Source organism: Sinorhizobium meliloti, from assembly GCF_017876815.1.
GTDB classification, from domain to species: Bacteria; Pseudomonadota; Alphaproteobacteria; order Rhizobiales; family Rhizobiaceae; genus Sinorhizobium; species Sinorhizobium meliloti.
In genome coordinates, this window is sequence record NZ_JAGIOS010000001.1 from 1,926,231 (window position 1) to 1,941,255 (window position 15,025).

The 15,025-nt window shown below is 63.8% G+C and carries 18 protein-coding genes; 7 read left to right on the forward strand and 11 right to left on the reverse strand.

The window, feature by feature from the left end; genetic code table 11:
• Positions 1-10: 10 nt before the first annotated feature.
• The 5 genes from JOH52_RS08955 to JOH52_RS08975 form a co-directional block, all read right to left on the reverse strand.
• Positions 11-625, reverse strand: a complete 615-nt coding sequence (locus JOH52_RS08955; RefSeq protein WP_010970192.1) for a tetratricopeptide repeat protein — start codon at positions 623-625, stop codon at positions 11-13.
• Positions 626-800: 175 nt separating this feature from the next.
• Complete coding sequence (gene ykgO / locus JOH52_RS08960; RefSeq protein WP_010970191.1) at positions 801-926, reverse strand: type B 50S ribosomal protein L36; 126 nt, start codon at positions 924-926, stop codon at positions 801-803.
• A gap of 173 nt (positions 927-1,099) precedes the next feature.
• Complete coding sequence (locus tag JOH52_RS08965) at positions 1,100-2,149, reverse strand: 5-(carboxyamino)imidazole ribonucleotide synthase (protein WP_010970190.1); 1,050 nt, start codon at positions 2,147-2,149, stop codon at positions 1,100-1,102.
• Positions 2,146-2,658, reverse strand: a complete 513-nt coding sequence (purE, locus tag JOH52_RS08970) for a 5-(carboxyamino)imidazole ribonucleotide mutase (protein ID WP_003536030.1) — start codon at positions 2,656-2,658, stop codon at positions 2,146-2,148. The genes JOH52_RS08965 and purE overlap by 4 nt, the downstream gene beginning before the upstream one ends.
• Before the next feature lies 1 nt (position 2,659).
• Positions 2,660-2,863 (reverse strand): YdcH family protein, encoded by a 204-nt coding sequence (locus tag JOH52_RS08975; RefSeq protein WP_003536028.1) that lies wholly within the window; start codon positions 2,861-2,863, stop codon positions 2,660-2,662.
• A 212-nt stretch (positions 2,864-3,075) separates the two neighbouring features.
• Between JOH52_RS08975 and JOH52_RS08980 the strand changes: the two genes are divergently transcribed.
• Positions 3,076-3,249, forward strand: coding sequence for a YdcH family protein (locus JOH52_RS08980; RefSeq protein ID WP_003536026.1), 174 nt, complete (start codon positions 3,076-3,078; stop codon positions 3,247-3,249).
• Between the two features lie 153 nt (positions 3,250-3,402).
• Here the strand turns inward: JOH52_RS08980 and JOH52_RS08985 are convergent, their stop codons facing one another.
• Positions 3,403-3,663 carry an ArsR/SmtB family transcription factor gene (locus JOH52_RS08985; RefSeq protein WP_003536024.1) on the reverse strand — a complete coding sequence of 87 codons (261 nt, stop codon included), beginning with the start codon at positions 3,661-3,663 and terminating at the stop codon, positions 3,403-3,405.
• A gap of 80 nt (positions 3,664-3,743) precedes the next feature.
• On the reverse strand, positions 3,744-4,526 hold the full coding sequence (locus JOH52_RS08990; protein WP_010970188.1) for a sulfite exporter TauE/SafE family protein: 783 nt from the start codon (positions 4,524-4,526) through the stop codon (positions 3,744-3,746).
• Positions 4,527-4,625: 99 nt separating this feature from the next.
• Between JOH52_RS08990 and JOH52_RS08995 the strand changes: the two genes are divergently transcribed.
• From JOH52_RS08995 to JOH52_RS09015, 5 genes are all read left to right on the forward strand, one after another.
• On the forward strand, positions 4,626-5,279 hold the full coding sequence (locus JOH52_RS08995; RefSeq protein WP_010970187.1) for a thiamine phosphate synthase: 654 nt from the start codon (positions 4,626-4,628) through the stop codon (positions 5,277-5,279).
• Between the two features lie 9 nt (positions 5,280-5,288).
• Positions 5,289-6,434: a tetratricopeptide repeat protein gene (locus tag JOH52_RS09000; RefSeq protein ID WP_010970186.1), complete on the forward strand. Its 1,146-nt coding sequence runs from the start codon at positions 5,289-5,291 to the stop codon at positions 6,432-6,434.
• Between the two features lie 240 nt (positions 6,435-6,674).
• On the forward strand, positions 6,675-7,475 hold the full coding sequence (locus tag JOH52_RS09005) for an inositol monophosphatase family protein (RefSeq protein ID WP_003536018.1): 801 nt from the start codon (positions 6,675-6,677) through the stop codon (positions 7,473-7,475).
• A 314-nt stretch (positions 7,476-7,789) separates the two neighbouring features.
• Positions 7,790-8,896: a MotA/TolQ/ExbB proton channel family protein gene (locus JOH52_RS09010; RefSeq protein ID WP_017267150.1), complete on the forward strand. Its 1,107-nt coding sequence runs from the start codon at positions 7,790-7,792 to the stop codon at positions 8,894-8,896.
• Between the two features lie 2 nt (positions 8,897-8,898).
• Positions 8,899-9,927 (forward strand): peptidoglycan -binding protein, encoded by a 1,029-nt coding sequence (locus tag JOH52_RS09015; RefSeq protein WP_003536016.1) that lies wholly within the window; start codon positions 8,899-8,901, stop codon positions 9,925-9,927.
• Here the strand turns inward: JOH52_RS09015 and JOH52_RS09020 are convergent.
• On the reverse strand, positions 9,914-11,728 hold the full coding sequence (locus JOH52_RS09020) for an ABC transporter ATP-binding protein/permease (RefSeq protein WP_013844844.1): 1,815 nt from the start codon (positions 11,726-11,728) through the stop codon (positions 9,914-9,916). The two genes, JOH52_RS09015 and JOH52_RS09020, sit on opposite strands and share 14 nt — an antisense overlap.
• 289 nt (positions 11,729-12,017) lie before the next feature.
• Between JOH52_RS09020 and rpmE the strand changes: the two genes are divergently transcribed.
• Complete coding sequence (gene rpmE / locus JOH52_RS09025) at positions 12,018-12,239, forward strand: 50S ribosomal protein L31 (RefSeq protein WP_010970183.1); 222 nt, start codon at positions 12,018-12,020, stop codon at positions 12,237-12,239.
• Positions 12,240-12,568: 329 nt separating this feature from the next.
• Here rpmE and rcdA read toward each other — a convergent pair whose 3' ends face one another.
• The 3 genes from rcdA to JOH52_RS09040 all read right to left on the reverse strand — a co-directional run bounded on the left by rcdA (position 12,569) and on the right by JOH52_RS09040 (position 14,927).
• Positions 12,569-13,087, reverse strand: coding sequence for a protease adaptor protein RcdA (gene rcdA, locus JOH52_RS09030; RefSeq protein ID WP_107010533.1), 519 nt, complete (start codon positions 13,085-13,087; stop codon positions 12,569-12,571).
• 363 nt (positions 13,088-13,450) lie between these two features.
• Entirely contained in the window at positions 13,451-13,639 is a 189-nt protein-coding gene (locus JOH52_RS09035; RefSeq protein WP_014529895.1) for a DUF1192 domain-containing protein, read from the reverse strand.
• On the reverse strand, positions 13,626-14,927 hold the full coding sequence (locus JOH52_RS09040) for an MFS transporter (protein WP_003536011.1): 1,302 nt from the start codon (positions 14,925-14,927) through the stop codon (positions 13,626-13,628). The genes JOH52_RS09035 and JOH52_RS09040 overlap by 14 nt, the downstream gene beginning before the upstream one ends.
• Between the last annotated feature and the right edge of the window lie 98 nt (positions 14,928-15,025).

Consider the following 15,025-nt stretch of genomic DNA (forward strand, 5'->3'; position numbering starts at 1 on the left):
CGAGTGCCGGTCACGTGCGGCTGCCGGCAAGCTTTTCCGCGAGCTCGCCGAGTTGCTCCTGCGCCTTCCGGTCGGAGGGGTAGATGTCGAGGAATTGCTGCCATGCGCGCATGGCAAGTTCATCCTTCCCGGCGGCCTCGAGCATGGTGGCCATGCCGGCGAGCGCACCGAAATGGCGGGGCTCCAGGGCAAGGACATGATTTATGTCGGACATCGACTTGCGGAAGTTGCCCATCTGGTAGTGCAGCGTGGCGCGGCGGTTCCAGCCTTCGACATAGTCGGGGGCGAGAGCGATCGCCTGGTCGAGAAGGTCGAGCGCCGCCGTCTGCTTCTCATCGGCAATCGCCTTGCTGGCCCATTGCATCAGGAGATTCACGGTCGCGCTGCCGGAATCCTGCCATTCGAGACGGATGCGATCGGCCACCTGCCGGGCCTTGTCCTCATCGCCTTCCTTCTTGAGATCGGCGAAGAGGGCGTCGACACGCTCTTTGGGAGTGGTGAGGGCAGCGACCTCGGCCTGAGGCGCGGGCTCTGCCGCGCTGAGCGGCGCGGCGGCCACCATCGCGGCGGCGGTCATGGCAAGAGATGCCAGAATCAAGTTCACAAAAACACGCATGGCGGACATCGTAGCCCGCCATGAAACAAGATCAAATCAATTTTGGGAAATCGGCGAGCAAGCCGCCGTGTTCCAGTTTTCCTCGGGTCGCTCCCGCTTCGGGAAACGTGCAGTCACCCAAGTGGTACGATCTTTGCGCATCCGCCAAGACGCGCGGCGCTGCAGGCACGGCCTGCAGCAAGCATCAGCCCTGGCGTGCCTTGAAGCGCGGGTTCAGCTTGTTGATGATGTAGACGCGGCCCTTGCGACGAACCAGGCGGTTTTCGCGGTGACGGGTCTTCAGGGACTTGAGCGAATTCTTGATCTTCATTTTTCCTGATCCGCAGGTTTCGGGGAACGAAAATTCGCCCGGTAATTCCAACAATCAAAAGCGCGCCGTTCAGCGCGCTGTTCAAGTAGGCAGGCACATACCGTGTCGACCCAATCGTGTCAACCGCGTGCCGGGGATTTTGCCGCCTGTCCCCGCCTTCCGTGGCGTCCCCGTCAGAGCAGGCGGGTGAAGTGCCCCATTTTGCGGCCGGGCCGCGCCTCGGCCTTGCCGTAGAGATGAAGGAACACATTGCGCTCGGCAAGCAAGTCCGGAACGCGGGCGATGTCGTCGCCGACCAGGTTCTGCATCACGCAATCCGAATGGCGCGACGGGTCGCCGAGGGGCAGGCCTGCAATCGCGCGGATATGCTGCTCGAACTGCGAAACGACGCAGGCGGCCTCCGTCCAATGGCCGGAATTGTGTACGCGCGGCGCGATCTCGTTTGCGACGACGCCGCCGTCGGCCAGAACGAAGAACTCGACACCGATGACGCCGACATAGCCGAGCGCGTCGAGGATGGCGGTTGCCGCCTTGCGGGCGGCCTCCGTGGCTGACGGACCGACGGATGCGGGCACGGTCGAGGTGTGGAGAATGCCGTTGCGATGCACATTCTCGGCAGGATCGAAACAGGCGGTCGTGCCGTCGGCCGCGCGTGCGGCGATGACCGAGATCTCCCGGTCGAACGGCACGAAGCTTTCGAGGATCAGCGGTACCTGTCCGAGCGCGACATAGGCGCCGGCCGGATCGTCGGTAGCGGAACGAAAGACGCGCTGGCCCTTGCCGTCGTAGCCGAGCCGGCGGGTCTTGAGCACGCCGGCGCCGCCGAATTCCGCAAGGGCGGCCTCGAGGTCGGCCTGGCTGTCGACGGGTTGGAATCCGGCGGTGGCGATGCCACAGCCGTTGATGAAGCGCTTCTCGGCGAGACGGTCCTGTGCCACTTCCAGCGCCTTCGGCGGCGGAAAGACCGGCCGCGAACGGGCGAGTTGCTCGGCGGCCGAGACCGGGACGTTCTCGAATTCGTAAGTGATGAGATCCGCCACCCGCGCAAGCTCGTCCAGCGCGCGCGGATCGTCATAGGCGGCGACGATCTGGTCGTTCGCCACCTGCGCCGCCGGACAGTCCGGCTGCGGCTCGAGCACCACGGTGCGGAAGTTCAGGCGGGCAGCGGCCATGGCCAGCATGCGGCCAAGCTGGCCGCCACCGATGATGCCGATGGTCTTCATGCCTCGTCTACCGGATATTCCGCGACCGATACGGTCTGCTGTTCGCGCCAGTCGTCGAGACGGTCGGCAAGATCCTCGTCACCGAGCGCGAGCACGGCGGCGGCCAGAAGTGCCGCATTGATGGCCCCCGCCTTGCCGATCGCAAGCGTGCCGACCGGAATGCCGGCCGGCATCTGCACGATCGACAGCAGGCTGTCCTGGCCGGAAAGCGCTTTCGACTGGACCGGAACGCCGAAGACCGGAAGCGGCGTCATGGCCGCGCACATGCCGGGAAGATGCGCAGCACCGCCTGCGCCGGCGATGATCACCTGGAACCCCTCGTCGCGCGCGCCCTTGGCGAAGCGGACCAGGCGGTCGGGCGTGCGATGGGCGGAAACGATCCGGGCTTCGTAGGCGATGTCGAGCGCCTCGAGCGTGTCTGCCGCGTTCTTCATCGTCTCCCAGTCCGACTGGCTTCCCATGATGATGGCAACGGGCGGGGGCGTAGTATCGGTCACGTCTCGGTCCATTTCAGGCGATGATGTCGGGAATGATCTGGTCTTCGATCTTGGTGATCTTGTCCTTGATGGCCAGCTTCTTCTTTTTCATGCGCTGGACGCGCAAGGCGTCGCAGCCCGTCTGGATCATCGCGTTGATTGCCGCGTCGTAGTCTTCGTGTTCCTGCCTCAGGCGCGCGATAGTCAGTCTGAGTTCGGCCTGGTCCTGGTCCGGCATTGCAAAGCGATCCCCATAAGCCCGGCTTCGCCGATCCGCGATCCGGAAATTCCTGCGTCGCTCTACCACATCTTGGTTAGCGACGGGAAGTTACCCGGCGTCATCATTTCGCCTTCGACAAATGAAAAATGGCATGGCACAGTAAAAAGGTTTCAACCATGGAACATCCGGCATTTGCGTGCCGGATGCAAGCTAAAGGGAAGGGACTGCCAATGACCATTGAGGCTCATCTTGCAACGCTTGAGAAAAAACATGGCGTCCTTGAAGAGGAGCTACACGAGGCTCTGAACTCTCCGTCCTGCGAGGACGAACTGATCAGCGAACTCAAGCGACGGAAGCTGCGCATCAAGGACGAAATCGAAAGACTCCGTTCCTCGACGCACTGAGCGTGAACGGTATTCCCGATTGCATCGGGACGCATCGCCGCGCGGAGCTGCAGAGGCGATGCGACGATAGGGTCAAAACAATCCCGAAAAGATAGATTGCATTGCTTGACCGGGCCAAGGTCCGGTCGGCTTTGCACGGCCGAGCGGAGTGCATCAGGACCAGAATTGGTCCAGCCACAGGTTGAGCCGGTCGAAGCCCGGCCTGTTGATCGCGTAGATCCGCCGTGTGCCGCTGGTCGATACCGATACCAGGTTGCAGTCGAGCAGGGCCTTGAGATGCTGGGAGACGGCGGGCCGGCTGATCGGCAGACCTTCGGCGAGCTCGTTGACGGTCCTTGGCGCGCGCCTGAGTTCCTCCAGCAGATGGCGCCGGTTCGGATCCGCAATGGCATCGAATGGGTCCGCGATCGTCATGAGCGGACGTTAGGCGAATTCCCCCGGAGCGGCAAGGAAAATTGTGCGGTGCGGAATTGCCCTTCGCGCCGCAGCATCGGCTACACTCCTCCCGATATGATGCTCCGGAGCCCATCCCATACGAGCTTCGAGCCGGCAAGGAAGGCCATCGTGTACATGAAGGGATAAAAGACCTGCGGCTTCATCCGCCGGACGATCCAGGCGCCGCAGGCGGTCGCAACCATGGCCAGCGGGAAGAGCGTTGCCGAGGTTTTGAGATTGCTGAAATCGAGTTGGCCGAGGGCGAAATAGGGGATGAGCTTCACCGCATTGAGGATTGCGAAGAAGCGCACGATGGTGCCGGTATATTCGCGCGGCGCGAGCTTCAGCGGCAGTGCGTATATCTGGAAGGGCGGACCGCCGGCATGGGCGACGAAGCTGCCGTACCCGGCGAAGGAGCCCCAGAGTGCTGCCGGACCGGCGCGCTGCGGCTTCGGCTGGATGGGCGCGCCATTGCGGCTGCGCCACAGGGTGTAGACATAGCGCAGTACGAAGACCACGGTGATGAGCCCGATGATCAGCCTCAGCGCGTCGCGGGGCACATAGGCGGACGTGGCCCAGCCGATGGCGATGCCGGCAAGCGCGCCCGGGAGGAGCATCACAAGGGTTTGCCGATCCCCGTGCTTGCGCCAGATCCAAAGGGAAACGATGTCCATGGCGATGAGGATCGGCAGCAGCAGCGCCGCGGCCTGTACGGGCGAAACGACCATGGACAGGATCGGGACGCCCATCAGAGACAGGGCCTCGCCCATGCCCCCCTTGGACAGGCCAACGAGCAGGACGGCCGGAACGGCAACGAGATAGAAGTCGATGTCGGGAAGCATTGGCGGCGGTTGATCCTTTTGTCATCTCCGTCTATCGGTTTTCCCGAATGAAATCGAGTGCCGGCTTCCGGCCCGAAGCGAGATCGCCAGGATTGACCCATGAGCAACATTGAAGACCGCTGCCGCCTCGTGCTGGTCGTTCCGGATATCGCAGATAGCGCGGAACGCGCGAGGCTCGTCGGCGAGGCGCTGAAGGGCGGCGACGTAGCGTCGGTGATCGTGCCGCAATACGCGCTCAGCGATGCGGATTTCCAGAAGCATGCGGAAGCGCTCGTGCCGGTGATCCAGCAGGCCGGCGCCGCGGCCTTGATAGAGGGCGACACACGGGTCGCCGGACGGGCGAAGGCGGACGGTCTCCACATCGCCGGCGGTCCGGATGCGCTGGCCGATGCGATCGAGCGGCACGCGCCGAAGCTGATCGTCGGCGGCGGCAACGCCACCGACCGTCACCATGCGCTCGAGATCGGCGAGCTGCGGCCCGATTACGTTTTCTTCGGCCGCACGGATGGCGACATAAAGCCGGAGGCGCATCCGAAGAACCTGGCACTCGCCGAATGGTGGGCGTCGATGATCGAAATTCCCTGCATCGTCATGGGCGGCACGGATCCGCAATCCGCGCTTGCGGTCGCTGAAACCGGTGCCGAGTTCGTGGCGCTCCGCCTTGCCGTCTTTGGTGAGGCCGGTCAGGCACCGTCGGTGGTTGCGGCCGTCAACGCATTGCTTGACGAAAAAGCGCCACGGTTTGAAGGTTAAGACCTGCCGATGGTAATCCGCTCTCTCCTGAAATCCAGCCGGCCCGCAGCCCTTGCCGCCGCGATGCTTCTTGCAGTCGCGCCGGCAGCGGCTCAGCAACCGGTCGCGCCTGCGCCGGCCGACGAGGGCAGCGCGCCGAAGCGCGGGCGGATCACGCCTTTCAACGGCGCGGTACTGCCGGAGGATACGGAGCGCAAACCGGCAGCGGCCGGTCCGGAAAAGCCGAAGGCCAGCGACGGCAGCGCGCCTTCGAAGGGCGTCACCGTGTTCGATCGCATGGGAGCCGAATTGCCGGCTCTGCCCGAGGAAAAGCCCTTCACCGGCAAGATCGACGAAGCCTATGGCGCCTTCCAGCGGGGTTACTACCTGACGGCGATGGACCTTGCCTTGCCGCGGGCCCAGCTCGGCGATCCCGCCGCCCAGACGCTCGTCGCCGCGATCCTGGAACAGGGCCTTGGCGTTGCACGCGACGCCAAGGCCGCCGCCTTCTGGTACGGCCAGGCGGCGAACAATGGCGACCCGGCCGCCATGTTCAAATATGCGCTGATCCTGATGGAGGGCCGCTACGTCAAGCGCGACCGGGAGAGGGCCGACGAACTGATGAAGAAGGCTGCCGATCTCGGCAACGCCTCGGCCCAGTTCAACTACGGGCAAACGCTCGTGGCCGACATGCCGGGCGAGCGGGGGCTGAAGGCGGCGATGCCCTATTACGAGAAATCCGCCGAACAGGGCATTGCGGATGCGCAGTATGCGCTCTCGCAGATCTATCTCAATGTCGACGGCATCGAGGAGAGCAAGCGGGCCCGTGCGCGCGAGTGGCTGCTCAGGGCGGCGCGGGCCGGCTATGACACCGCGCAGCTCGACATTGCCATCTGGCTGATCGAGGGGATCGCCGGCGACCGCAATCTCGAAGAGGGGTTTGCCTGGATGAAACGCGCCGCCGAAAGCGGCAACGTCGTCGCCCAGAACCGGCTCTCCCATCTCTATGTCAATGCCATCGGAACCCGTCCGAACCCGGTGGAGGCGGCAAAGTGGTACGTGCTCTCGCGCCGGGCCGGCCTCAAGGACGATGCGCTCGAGGATTTCTATCTCGGCCTCAACGAAACGCAGCAGAAATCGGCGCTGACGGCGGCAAACAAGTATCGCTCGACCTGACATGCGTCGGCGGACCCGATCTATTTCGCTTGAACTTCCGGGGTTTTTGTGGTCTTGAAGCCCCGGTTTTGTCCGTGGCCTTCCATCCCTGTGCCGCCGCGGACGGAGTGACGTCTCACTCGGTTTTTTGACGACGGTTCCCTTGCCCGCGCTTCGAGCTGCGGCCCGCATGCGGACTGTCAGACAGGTTCAATGTCCGGTCGAGCGGTCTCGGCCGGCCTTCGCTAGAGGAATTGCCGTATGGCCCGCTCCGCCCTTCTCAATGTCATGGTCCAGGCCGTCTTCAAGGCCGGCAAGTCGCTGGCACGCGATTTCGGCGAAGTACAGAACCTGCAGGTTTCCTTGAAAGGCCCGGCCGACTACGTTTCGCAGGCGGACCGCAAGGCCGAGCGGATCATCCGTGAGGAGCTCATGAAGGCCCGCCCGACCTACGGCTTCCTCGGCGAGGAGGGCGAGGAGATCAAGGGGACGGACGGCGCCCACCGCTGGATCGTCGATCCGCTCGACGGCACCACCAATTTCCTTCACGGCATCCCGCATTTCGCCATCTCTGTCGCGCTCGAGCGCCAGGGCGAGATCGTCGGCGCGGTCGTCTTCAACCCGGCGACGGACGAGCTCTACACCGCCGAGCGAGGCGGCGGCGCCTTCCTGAACGACCGCCGCCTGCGCGTCGGTGCGCGCAAGGCCCTCTCCGATGCCGTGATCGGGACCGGCACGCCGCATCTCGGCCGCGGCAATCACGGCAAGTATCTGGTCGAGCTGCGCCACGTCATGGGTGAAGTCGCCGGCATTCGCCGCATGGGCTCCGCCTCGCTCGACCTCGCTTATGTTGCGGCTGGTCGCTTCGACGGCTTCTGGGAACGGGACCTTGCCGCCTGGGACATGGCTGCCGGCCTCTTGCTCATCCGCGAAGCGGGTGGGTGGTCCACCGATGCCGAAGGCGGCGGCAAACCGCTGGAAGCGGGTTCGATCGTCTGCGGCAACGAGCATATCGCGAAGGCGCTTCGCGAGGTGATCCAGCGCCCGATTCCGTCCAAGTAACGGCAATATAATTCACCCGGAACCGTGCAACGTTTCCGGGACGGCGACATGCATAAAACAGCAACCTGAAGCGCGCCCAATGAATTCGATTTGAATGCGACGCGCTTTAGGGCCGTGCCCTTTGTTTTCCCTTCAATTCGGCGCAAACTTCCACTAGTCTCCGGGCCAATACGGATGGCCTGCGGCCATCGGCAGCACCGCTCTTCGATCGTCCTCGATTCGGGAATGGTGCAGCAATTCAGAGTGATGCGGCCGCCCTCTTGTTCGTCGGACAGGCGCGGAAGCTGCCGCAAAACCGGGAGACTGGCGAACTTATGGCGAAACTGAATCTGTCCGGGTGGCGCGATCGCGAAGACGTGGAGGAGGACTACGGTCCGCACAAGCTTTCGAGCCCGATGCCCTATTTCTGGACGATGGTCCTTTTCCTGATCATCGTCGGTTTCGTCGCTGCGATCCTCTTCCGCCAGGCAAGCGAGGCCTTCGCCGGCAATCCCGGCCTCAACGGGCTGATCCTGGGCGTGCTCGTGATCGGTATCCTGCTGGCGTTCAACCATGTCCTCAGTCTGAGACCCGAGGTTCGCTGGTTCAACTCCTTCCGTGCCGCCGGCAGCGCCGACAAGGTCGGGCGCGATCCGGTGCTGCTTGCGCCGATGCGGGCTCTCATCGGGGGCCGCCAAACGACGGTAATCTCGACGGCCGCGCTCCGGTCCATCCTGGATTCCATCGCTGCGCGCCTCGACGAGTCGCGTGACATCACCCGCTATCTCGCCGGCCTTCTCGTTTTCCTCGGCCTTCTCGGTACGTTCTGGGGCCTGCTCGGCACCATCGGTTCCATCAACACCGTCATCCAGTCGCTGGATGCGGGAAGCGGCAGCACGGACGATCTCCTGAGCTCCCTCAAGGGCGGCCTTTCGGCGCCTCTCACCGGCATGGGAACGGCGTTCTCCGCCTCGCTCTTCGGTCTTTCCGGTTCGCTCATCGTGGGCTTTCTCGATCTGCAGGCGGGACGCGCGCAGAATCGCTTCTATACGGAGCTCGAGAACTGGCTCTCGTCGGTAACCGACGTCAGCTCCGGTTTTTCCTCGCCGGGCGACATGACCGACGGCGCTCCGGTGGAAGAACTGCGGCGGCTCACCGACCAGCTCACGCGCCTGACGCATGACGGCGGCGTGAACCAGCGTACCACCGCCGCGATGGCAAGCCTCGCCGAAGGCATCCAGGGCCTCGTCAAGAATATGCGCGGCGAGCAACAGATGCTGCGCGACTGGATCGAGGCGCAGCAGGAGGAGGCCAAGGCGATGCGCAAGACGCTCGACAGGCTGACGGCGCGCATCGGCCAGGCCGACCGGATCACCGTGCAAAGCGAGAAGGCCGTAGGACAGGCGAAGCTCAGCCGCATGGAAGACAGCGGAGGGGATTGATCATGGCGCTTTCCCGACGCCGCGAACCGCGGGCGATCAACTACTGGCCGGGCTTCGTCGACGCACTCTCGACGCTGCTCATGGCGATCATGTTCCTGCTCAGCGTTTTCGTCACCGCGCAATTCCTGCTCGGCAGGGAGATCAGCGGTAAGGACGAGGTGCTGAACCGGCTGAACAGCCAGATCAACGAACTCACCCAGCTTCTGGCGCTGGAGAAGAGCGGCAAGCAGGATCTCGAGGATTCGCTCGCCAATCTGCAGGCGTCGCTTTCACAGTCGGAAGGCGAGCGGTCCCGCCTGCAGGCTTTGCTCGACCGGGGCGCCGGCAGTGCCGAAGTCGCAGACGAAAAGATCGGCCGGCTTGGCTCGGAACTCGAAAACGAACGGCAGGTCAGCGCCCGGGCGATGAGTCAGATCGAACTCTTGAACCAGCAGATCGCAGCGCTTCGCAGCCAGATCGCCGCCATCGAAGGTGCACTCCAGGCATCCGAGGCGAAGGACGACGCCTCGCAGGCCAAGATAGCCGATCTCGGCCGCAGGCTGAACGTCGCCTTGGCGCAGCGTGTCCAGGAGCTCAACCGCTACCGTTCGGACTTCTTCGGTCGGTTGAGGGAGATCCTCTCGGATCGGGAAAACATCCGCATCGTCGGCGACCGTTTCGTCTTCCAGTCGGAAGTGCTCTTTCCGTCCGGCGGCAGCGACCTGAACCCGGAAGGGCAGACCGAGATGGCGAAACTCGCGACGGCCCTTCTCGACCTTGCCAAGGAAATTCCGGCGGAGATCAACTGGGTGCTGCGCGTGGACGGCCACACGGACGATGTTCAGCTGTCGGGGATAGGGCGCTTCCGGGACAACTGGGAACTGTCGTCCGCCCGTGCTACGTCCGTCGTCAAATTCCTGATCTCGAAGGGCGTTCCGGCCGACCGCCTGGTGGCGGCCGGCTTCGGGGAGTATCAGCCCATCGCACCGGGCGAAAGCCAGGAAGCACGCGCGCAGAACCGCCGCATCGAGCTCAAGCTCACGGAGAAATAGGCGCGGGCGAAGCGACGAACAGTGCTTCGGCGCCGTGGTCGAACTGGAGCCGCGCAAGCTTCGCGTAGAGCCCGCCCTGGCGGATCAGCGACTCGTGGGTGCCTTCCTCGACGATACGGCCATGCTCCATCACCAGGATGCGGTCGGCCTTGAGCACGGTGGCGAGCCGATGGGCGATGACCAGCGTCGTGCGCTCCTGCATCAGGACGTCGAGCGCCTTTTGCACCAGCGTTTCGCTCTCCGCATCGAGCGCTGAGGTCGCCTCGTCGAGAAGAAGGATCGGAGCGTTTTTGAGGATGGCGCGGGCAATCGCGATGCGCTGGCGCTGGCCGCCCGAAAGGGTCACTCCGCGCTCGCCGACCAGCGTGTCGTAGCCGCGGTCCAGCCTGCCGATGAACTCGTCGGCCTGTGCCGCAACGGCGGCGGCGCGCACCGCTTCGCGGCTTGCGTCCGGCACGCCGAAGGCGATGTTGTCGTGCACCGAGGTGGCGAAGATGGTCACGTCCTGAGGCACGATCGCAAGCCTCTCCCGCAGCTCCTCGGGATCGACGGCGCGCACATCCGTACCGTCGACGCGGATGGTGCCCTTCGCCGGGTCGTAATAGCGCAGGAGCATCGAGAAGACGGTGCTCTTGCCGGCGCCGGACGGGCCGACGATGGCCACCGTCTCGCCCGGTCTTACCGCAAAGCTCAAGCCCCTAAGACTCTTATAGTCCGGCCGGGCGGGATAGGCGAAGTGGACGTTCTCGAACTCGACCGCGCCTGTGGCAGGGACGGGCATTGCGACCGGATGCTCGGGCGCCTCGATCTCCGGCACTTCGTTCAGCAGCTCGTTCAGGCGCTCGGCGGCGCCCGCCGCCTGCGAGAGCTCGCCCCACACCTCCGAGAGTGCGCCGAGGCTGCCTGCCGCAAAAACGGAATAGAGCAGGAACTGACCGAGCGTACCCGCGGAAAGCGAGCCCGCCAGGACGTCCCGTGCACCGAACCAGAGCACGGCGACGACGCTTCCGAAGACCATGGTGATGGCAAAGGCGGTCAGCACCGAGCGCGCCCTGGTCGCAGCGCGCGCGGCGCGATAGGCCGCCTCCACCGCGCTGCCGTAGCGCGAGCGCGCGCTCTCCTCGCCATTGAAGGCCTGCACGGTGCGGGTGGCGGCGATCGCTTCGCCGGCATAGGCGGAGGCAGCTGCGAGCATGTCCTGCGCTTCGCGGGAGCGCCGGCGTACCGAGCGTCCGAAGCCGACGAGCGGGAAGACGATGAGGGGGATGGCCGCAAGCACGAGGCTCGAAAGCTTCGGGCTCGTATAGACCATCATGCCCATCGCGCCGAGACAGAGGATCAGGTTGCGCAGCGCCACGGATGCCGTCGCACCCACCGCCGACTTGATCTGCGTCGCGTCGGCCGTCAGCCGCGAGACGATCTCGCCGGACTGATTGACGTCGAAGAACGAGGCCGAGAGCTGCATGACGCGTGCGAAGACGTCGCGCCTGAGATCGGCGACGATGCGCTCGCCGAGCGAGATCACGAAGTAATAGCGGGCGGCACTGGCAAGGGCGAGGACCACTGCAAGCACCATCAGCATGGAGAAATAGGTGTTGATGAAGCCGGAATCGGAATTGGAGAAGCCGTGATCGATCATCCGGCGAACGGCCAGCGGCAAGGTCAGCGTGGTGGCCGCTGCAATGGTCAGAGAGACGGCAGCGCCGATCGCGAGGCCGCGGTAACGCGAGAGATAAGGCAGCACGGTTGCGAGCGGGCGTATGGACCTGCGCGCCGGCGTTTGTTTTTCTTGTCTTGGCACAGAGCCCCCCGTTCGCCTGTCACGGGGCCACAGCCTTGTGCGCCGCCGAGGCGCCAGAGCTGTGCGACTGCGATCTGCTGCCGTCCAGGACCGGTGCCGATCCGACGAACCATGCAGAGATCACAAGTCTTCCGCGCGGCACTTGTTATCCCGCAGACCTTCATGTATAGGCACGGCATCGAATTGGGAAGCCGCGGCCCAAGAGCGGTCTGCGGCTTCATTTACGTGTTCGGTCCCAAAGTCGCAATGCCTTGCGACAATTGGACCCTGGAACTCTAGGAAGATTGTTATGAAGGCAGACATCCATCCCGACTACCACACGATCAAGGTTGTCATGACCGACGGCACCGAATACGAAACCCGCTCGACCTGGGGTACGGAAGGTGCGACCATGAACCTGGAAATCGATCCCAAGTCGCATCCGGCCTGGACCGGCGGCAACCAGCAGCTCGTCGACCGCGGCGGCCGCGTTTCCAAGTTCAAAAAGCGCTTCGAAGGCCTCGGCCTCTGATATCAGGCGCTCGACAGCGTGTTTCGAAGCCCGGCAGTGCCGGGCTTTTTTGTTGGCTGCCACATTATCTTGCCGGCTTTTGGGCAGGTGGTCCTCGTTCGGGTCGCCGGTGCATGATCCTCGGTCAAGCCGGAGGATGACACCTGCGCGGGGACATTCCAGCCCTATACATCGCGCGACGGCGCCCCGATTTTTCCTCCGTCATCTTCGGGCTTGACCGGGGCTTGACCCGAGGATCCAACCGCAGGCATTCATTTCACGCCCGCGCCAGAAAAAAACCCGGCACATATGGCCGGGCTTTGGATTTCAGGGGCAGGGGCCTGCCTCGCTCAACTCGCCCCGAAGGCCGTCTGCAGCAGCTTGATCTGCGCCTTGACGCCGTTCTGGTTGTCCGGAACGAAGCTCGTTGCTTCCTGGGGCCGATAAATCTCGCGGTCGAGCAGTGCGACCCGGTTCTGCAGCCGGAGCGACCGCTCGATGAGGTCGCGGAAGCTCTCCGGCAGATCGTTCCAGCCCGGCGCGCTGCGGTCGACTTTGAAGCTGTCCAGGCGCACCTTGCTCTTTTCCGACAGGACCTGCTCGCGGCTCATCTCGCCATTGTTGACGGCCCGCTGCAGCAGGAGCCACGAGGCCATCTGCATCAGCCGGGTGGTGAGACGCATGGACTCGGCAGCATAGAGAACGGATGCCATGCGGGGCAGCACCTTGGCGGCGGTGCGGCCAGGGCCATCGAGATAGCTTGCCGTTTCCTCGACCAGGCCCATCCCTTCAGCGTAGAGCGCCTTGAACTGCGCCGATGACGCAGCGTGACCGGCGAAACTGACGGTATTCAATCCTCTTTCGGACATGCCTGTATTCCCTGGTTCCAACGCATCACGACTGTCAGGTAACGGGCGGCTCTGGGAAAAGTTTCCTGAGGCCCCTCCATGCTCGAAGAATGATCCCATACCGCATTCCGCGCAAGGGCATTCTTAAGAAAGGGTTAATCTCCACACTTCTTTGAAGGCCGCCTGTCGCAAAGCAAAAAAAAGAGCCGCGCGAAGCGGCTCTCAAGGTAAAACAGGGAGAAAAATCAGACCCATTCGCCAGTCGGTGAAATTGTCTGAGTCCGGAAGGACCGGATGCTCAGACAATCGCAGAAAATGCTTAATTTGCGGTTAAAGGCCAAGCATTCTTCTGGATTAAACGTGCTGGAACCATTCCATCCGCGCTCAACGGAAAAGGCTTTCGGCGGCCGAACGGCTCGCCGATTTGCGGTTCCTCTCCGCTTGGAGCCTTGCAATTTCCTCCGTCAGAAGCGCGATGCGCGCGTTCAGCTCGTCCACGGAGAGCAGCGAAAGGTCGCTGCCGATCTCGTGCTCGGTCTTCTTTTTCGGCTGGTCCTCGTCATACAGGCTCATTCGATCTCTCCTCTTCCTGGGGATCGTCGGCGCCTTCGTCCGGCAGTTCCTCCAGCGGAGCCGCACGCGGCGAGAGCTGCAGGCTCTCCGGCGTCGTCGCCGTGCCGGCATTGACCGGCGAGAAGTTTTCGCGCTCGGCCGCGGGCACCGGTGCGCGCCGGCGGCTGCGGACGATTGCATAGGCAGTGATCAGCATATGCGCACAGGCCGTGATCATGAAGAGGCCATAAGGCCCGCTGGCGGTCATTATCGGCCCGCCGATCGTCGGGCCGATGATCGTGCCGATGCCGTAGAGCAGCAGGAGCCCGCCGGAAACCTTCACGAAATCCTCGGGCGTGGCGAAGTCGTTGGCGTGGGAAACCGCGATCGGGTAGAGCGCATTGGCGGCCGCGCCGTAGATCGCGATCAACGTCAGAACGATCCAGACCTGGCCGGGCTCGACGAGGAAGATCAGGAGGCCGGCGAGAGCGCCGACCCCGGCGAGCGCGGCAAGCACATAGCGGCGGTCGATACGGTCGGAGATGCGGCCGGCCGGCAGTTGCATGACGGCGCCCGAGAAGATCGCGACGCTCATCATCGCCGCAACTGTGCTGTCCGACAGCCCCGCCTGGCGGCCGAAGACCGCGCCGAGCGTGCCGAATGCGCCGTTGGCAATGCCGATGAGCAGGATGCCGAGGAAGGAAACCGGCGAATTGCGGTAGAGGCCGCGCAGATCGAGGCGGACCTGTTTCAGCGGCTGCGGCGAGGCGGCCCTGGACAACAGCGTCGGCAGCATGGCCACGCAGTAGAGAATGCCGCAGATCATGAAGAAGAAGGTCGTCGACGTTTCGCCGAAGGGAATCATCATCTGGCCGCCGACGACGCCGAAAAGGGTGATGGCGATATAGAGCGAGAAGATCACGCCGCGGCTCTCATTGGTGGCGCGCTCGTTCAGCCAGCTTTCGATGATCATCGACGTTCCGGCAGTGGAGAAACCCGTGACTGCGCGGAGCGCCAGCCACCAGATCGGGTCGATCAGAATGCCCGTCAGCAGGGAAACGATGGCGATCAAGGCCGTGAACACGCTGAAGGCGCGCACATGCCCTATGCGCTTGACGACGTTCGGCGCGAAGAAGCAGCCAAGCACGAAACCGGTGGCCCAGAGCGTACCGAACAGGCCGAGGATGGTTGTCGGATAGCCCTCCGCGGTGCCGCGCACCGGCAGGAGCAGGCCCTGCAGGCCGTTTCCGAGGAAGAGAAACAGGGTACCGAGCAGCAGCGCGGCAACGGGAAGCAGGTTATTTCTCATCGTCCACCCGGAATTCGTTCGCCCTTCGGCGTGTCGTGACGAGGACCGCCGCTCTGCCGATGGAAATCAATACCACCGGTCATTGCAAATCGACGGCG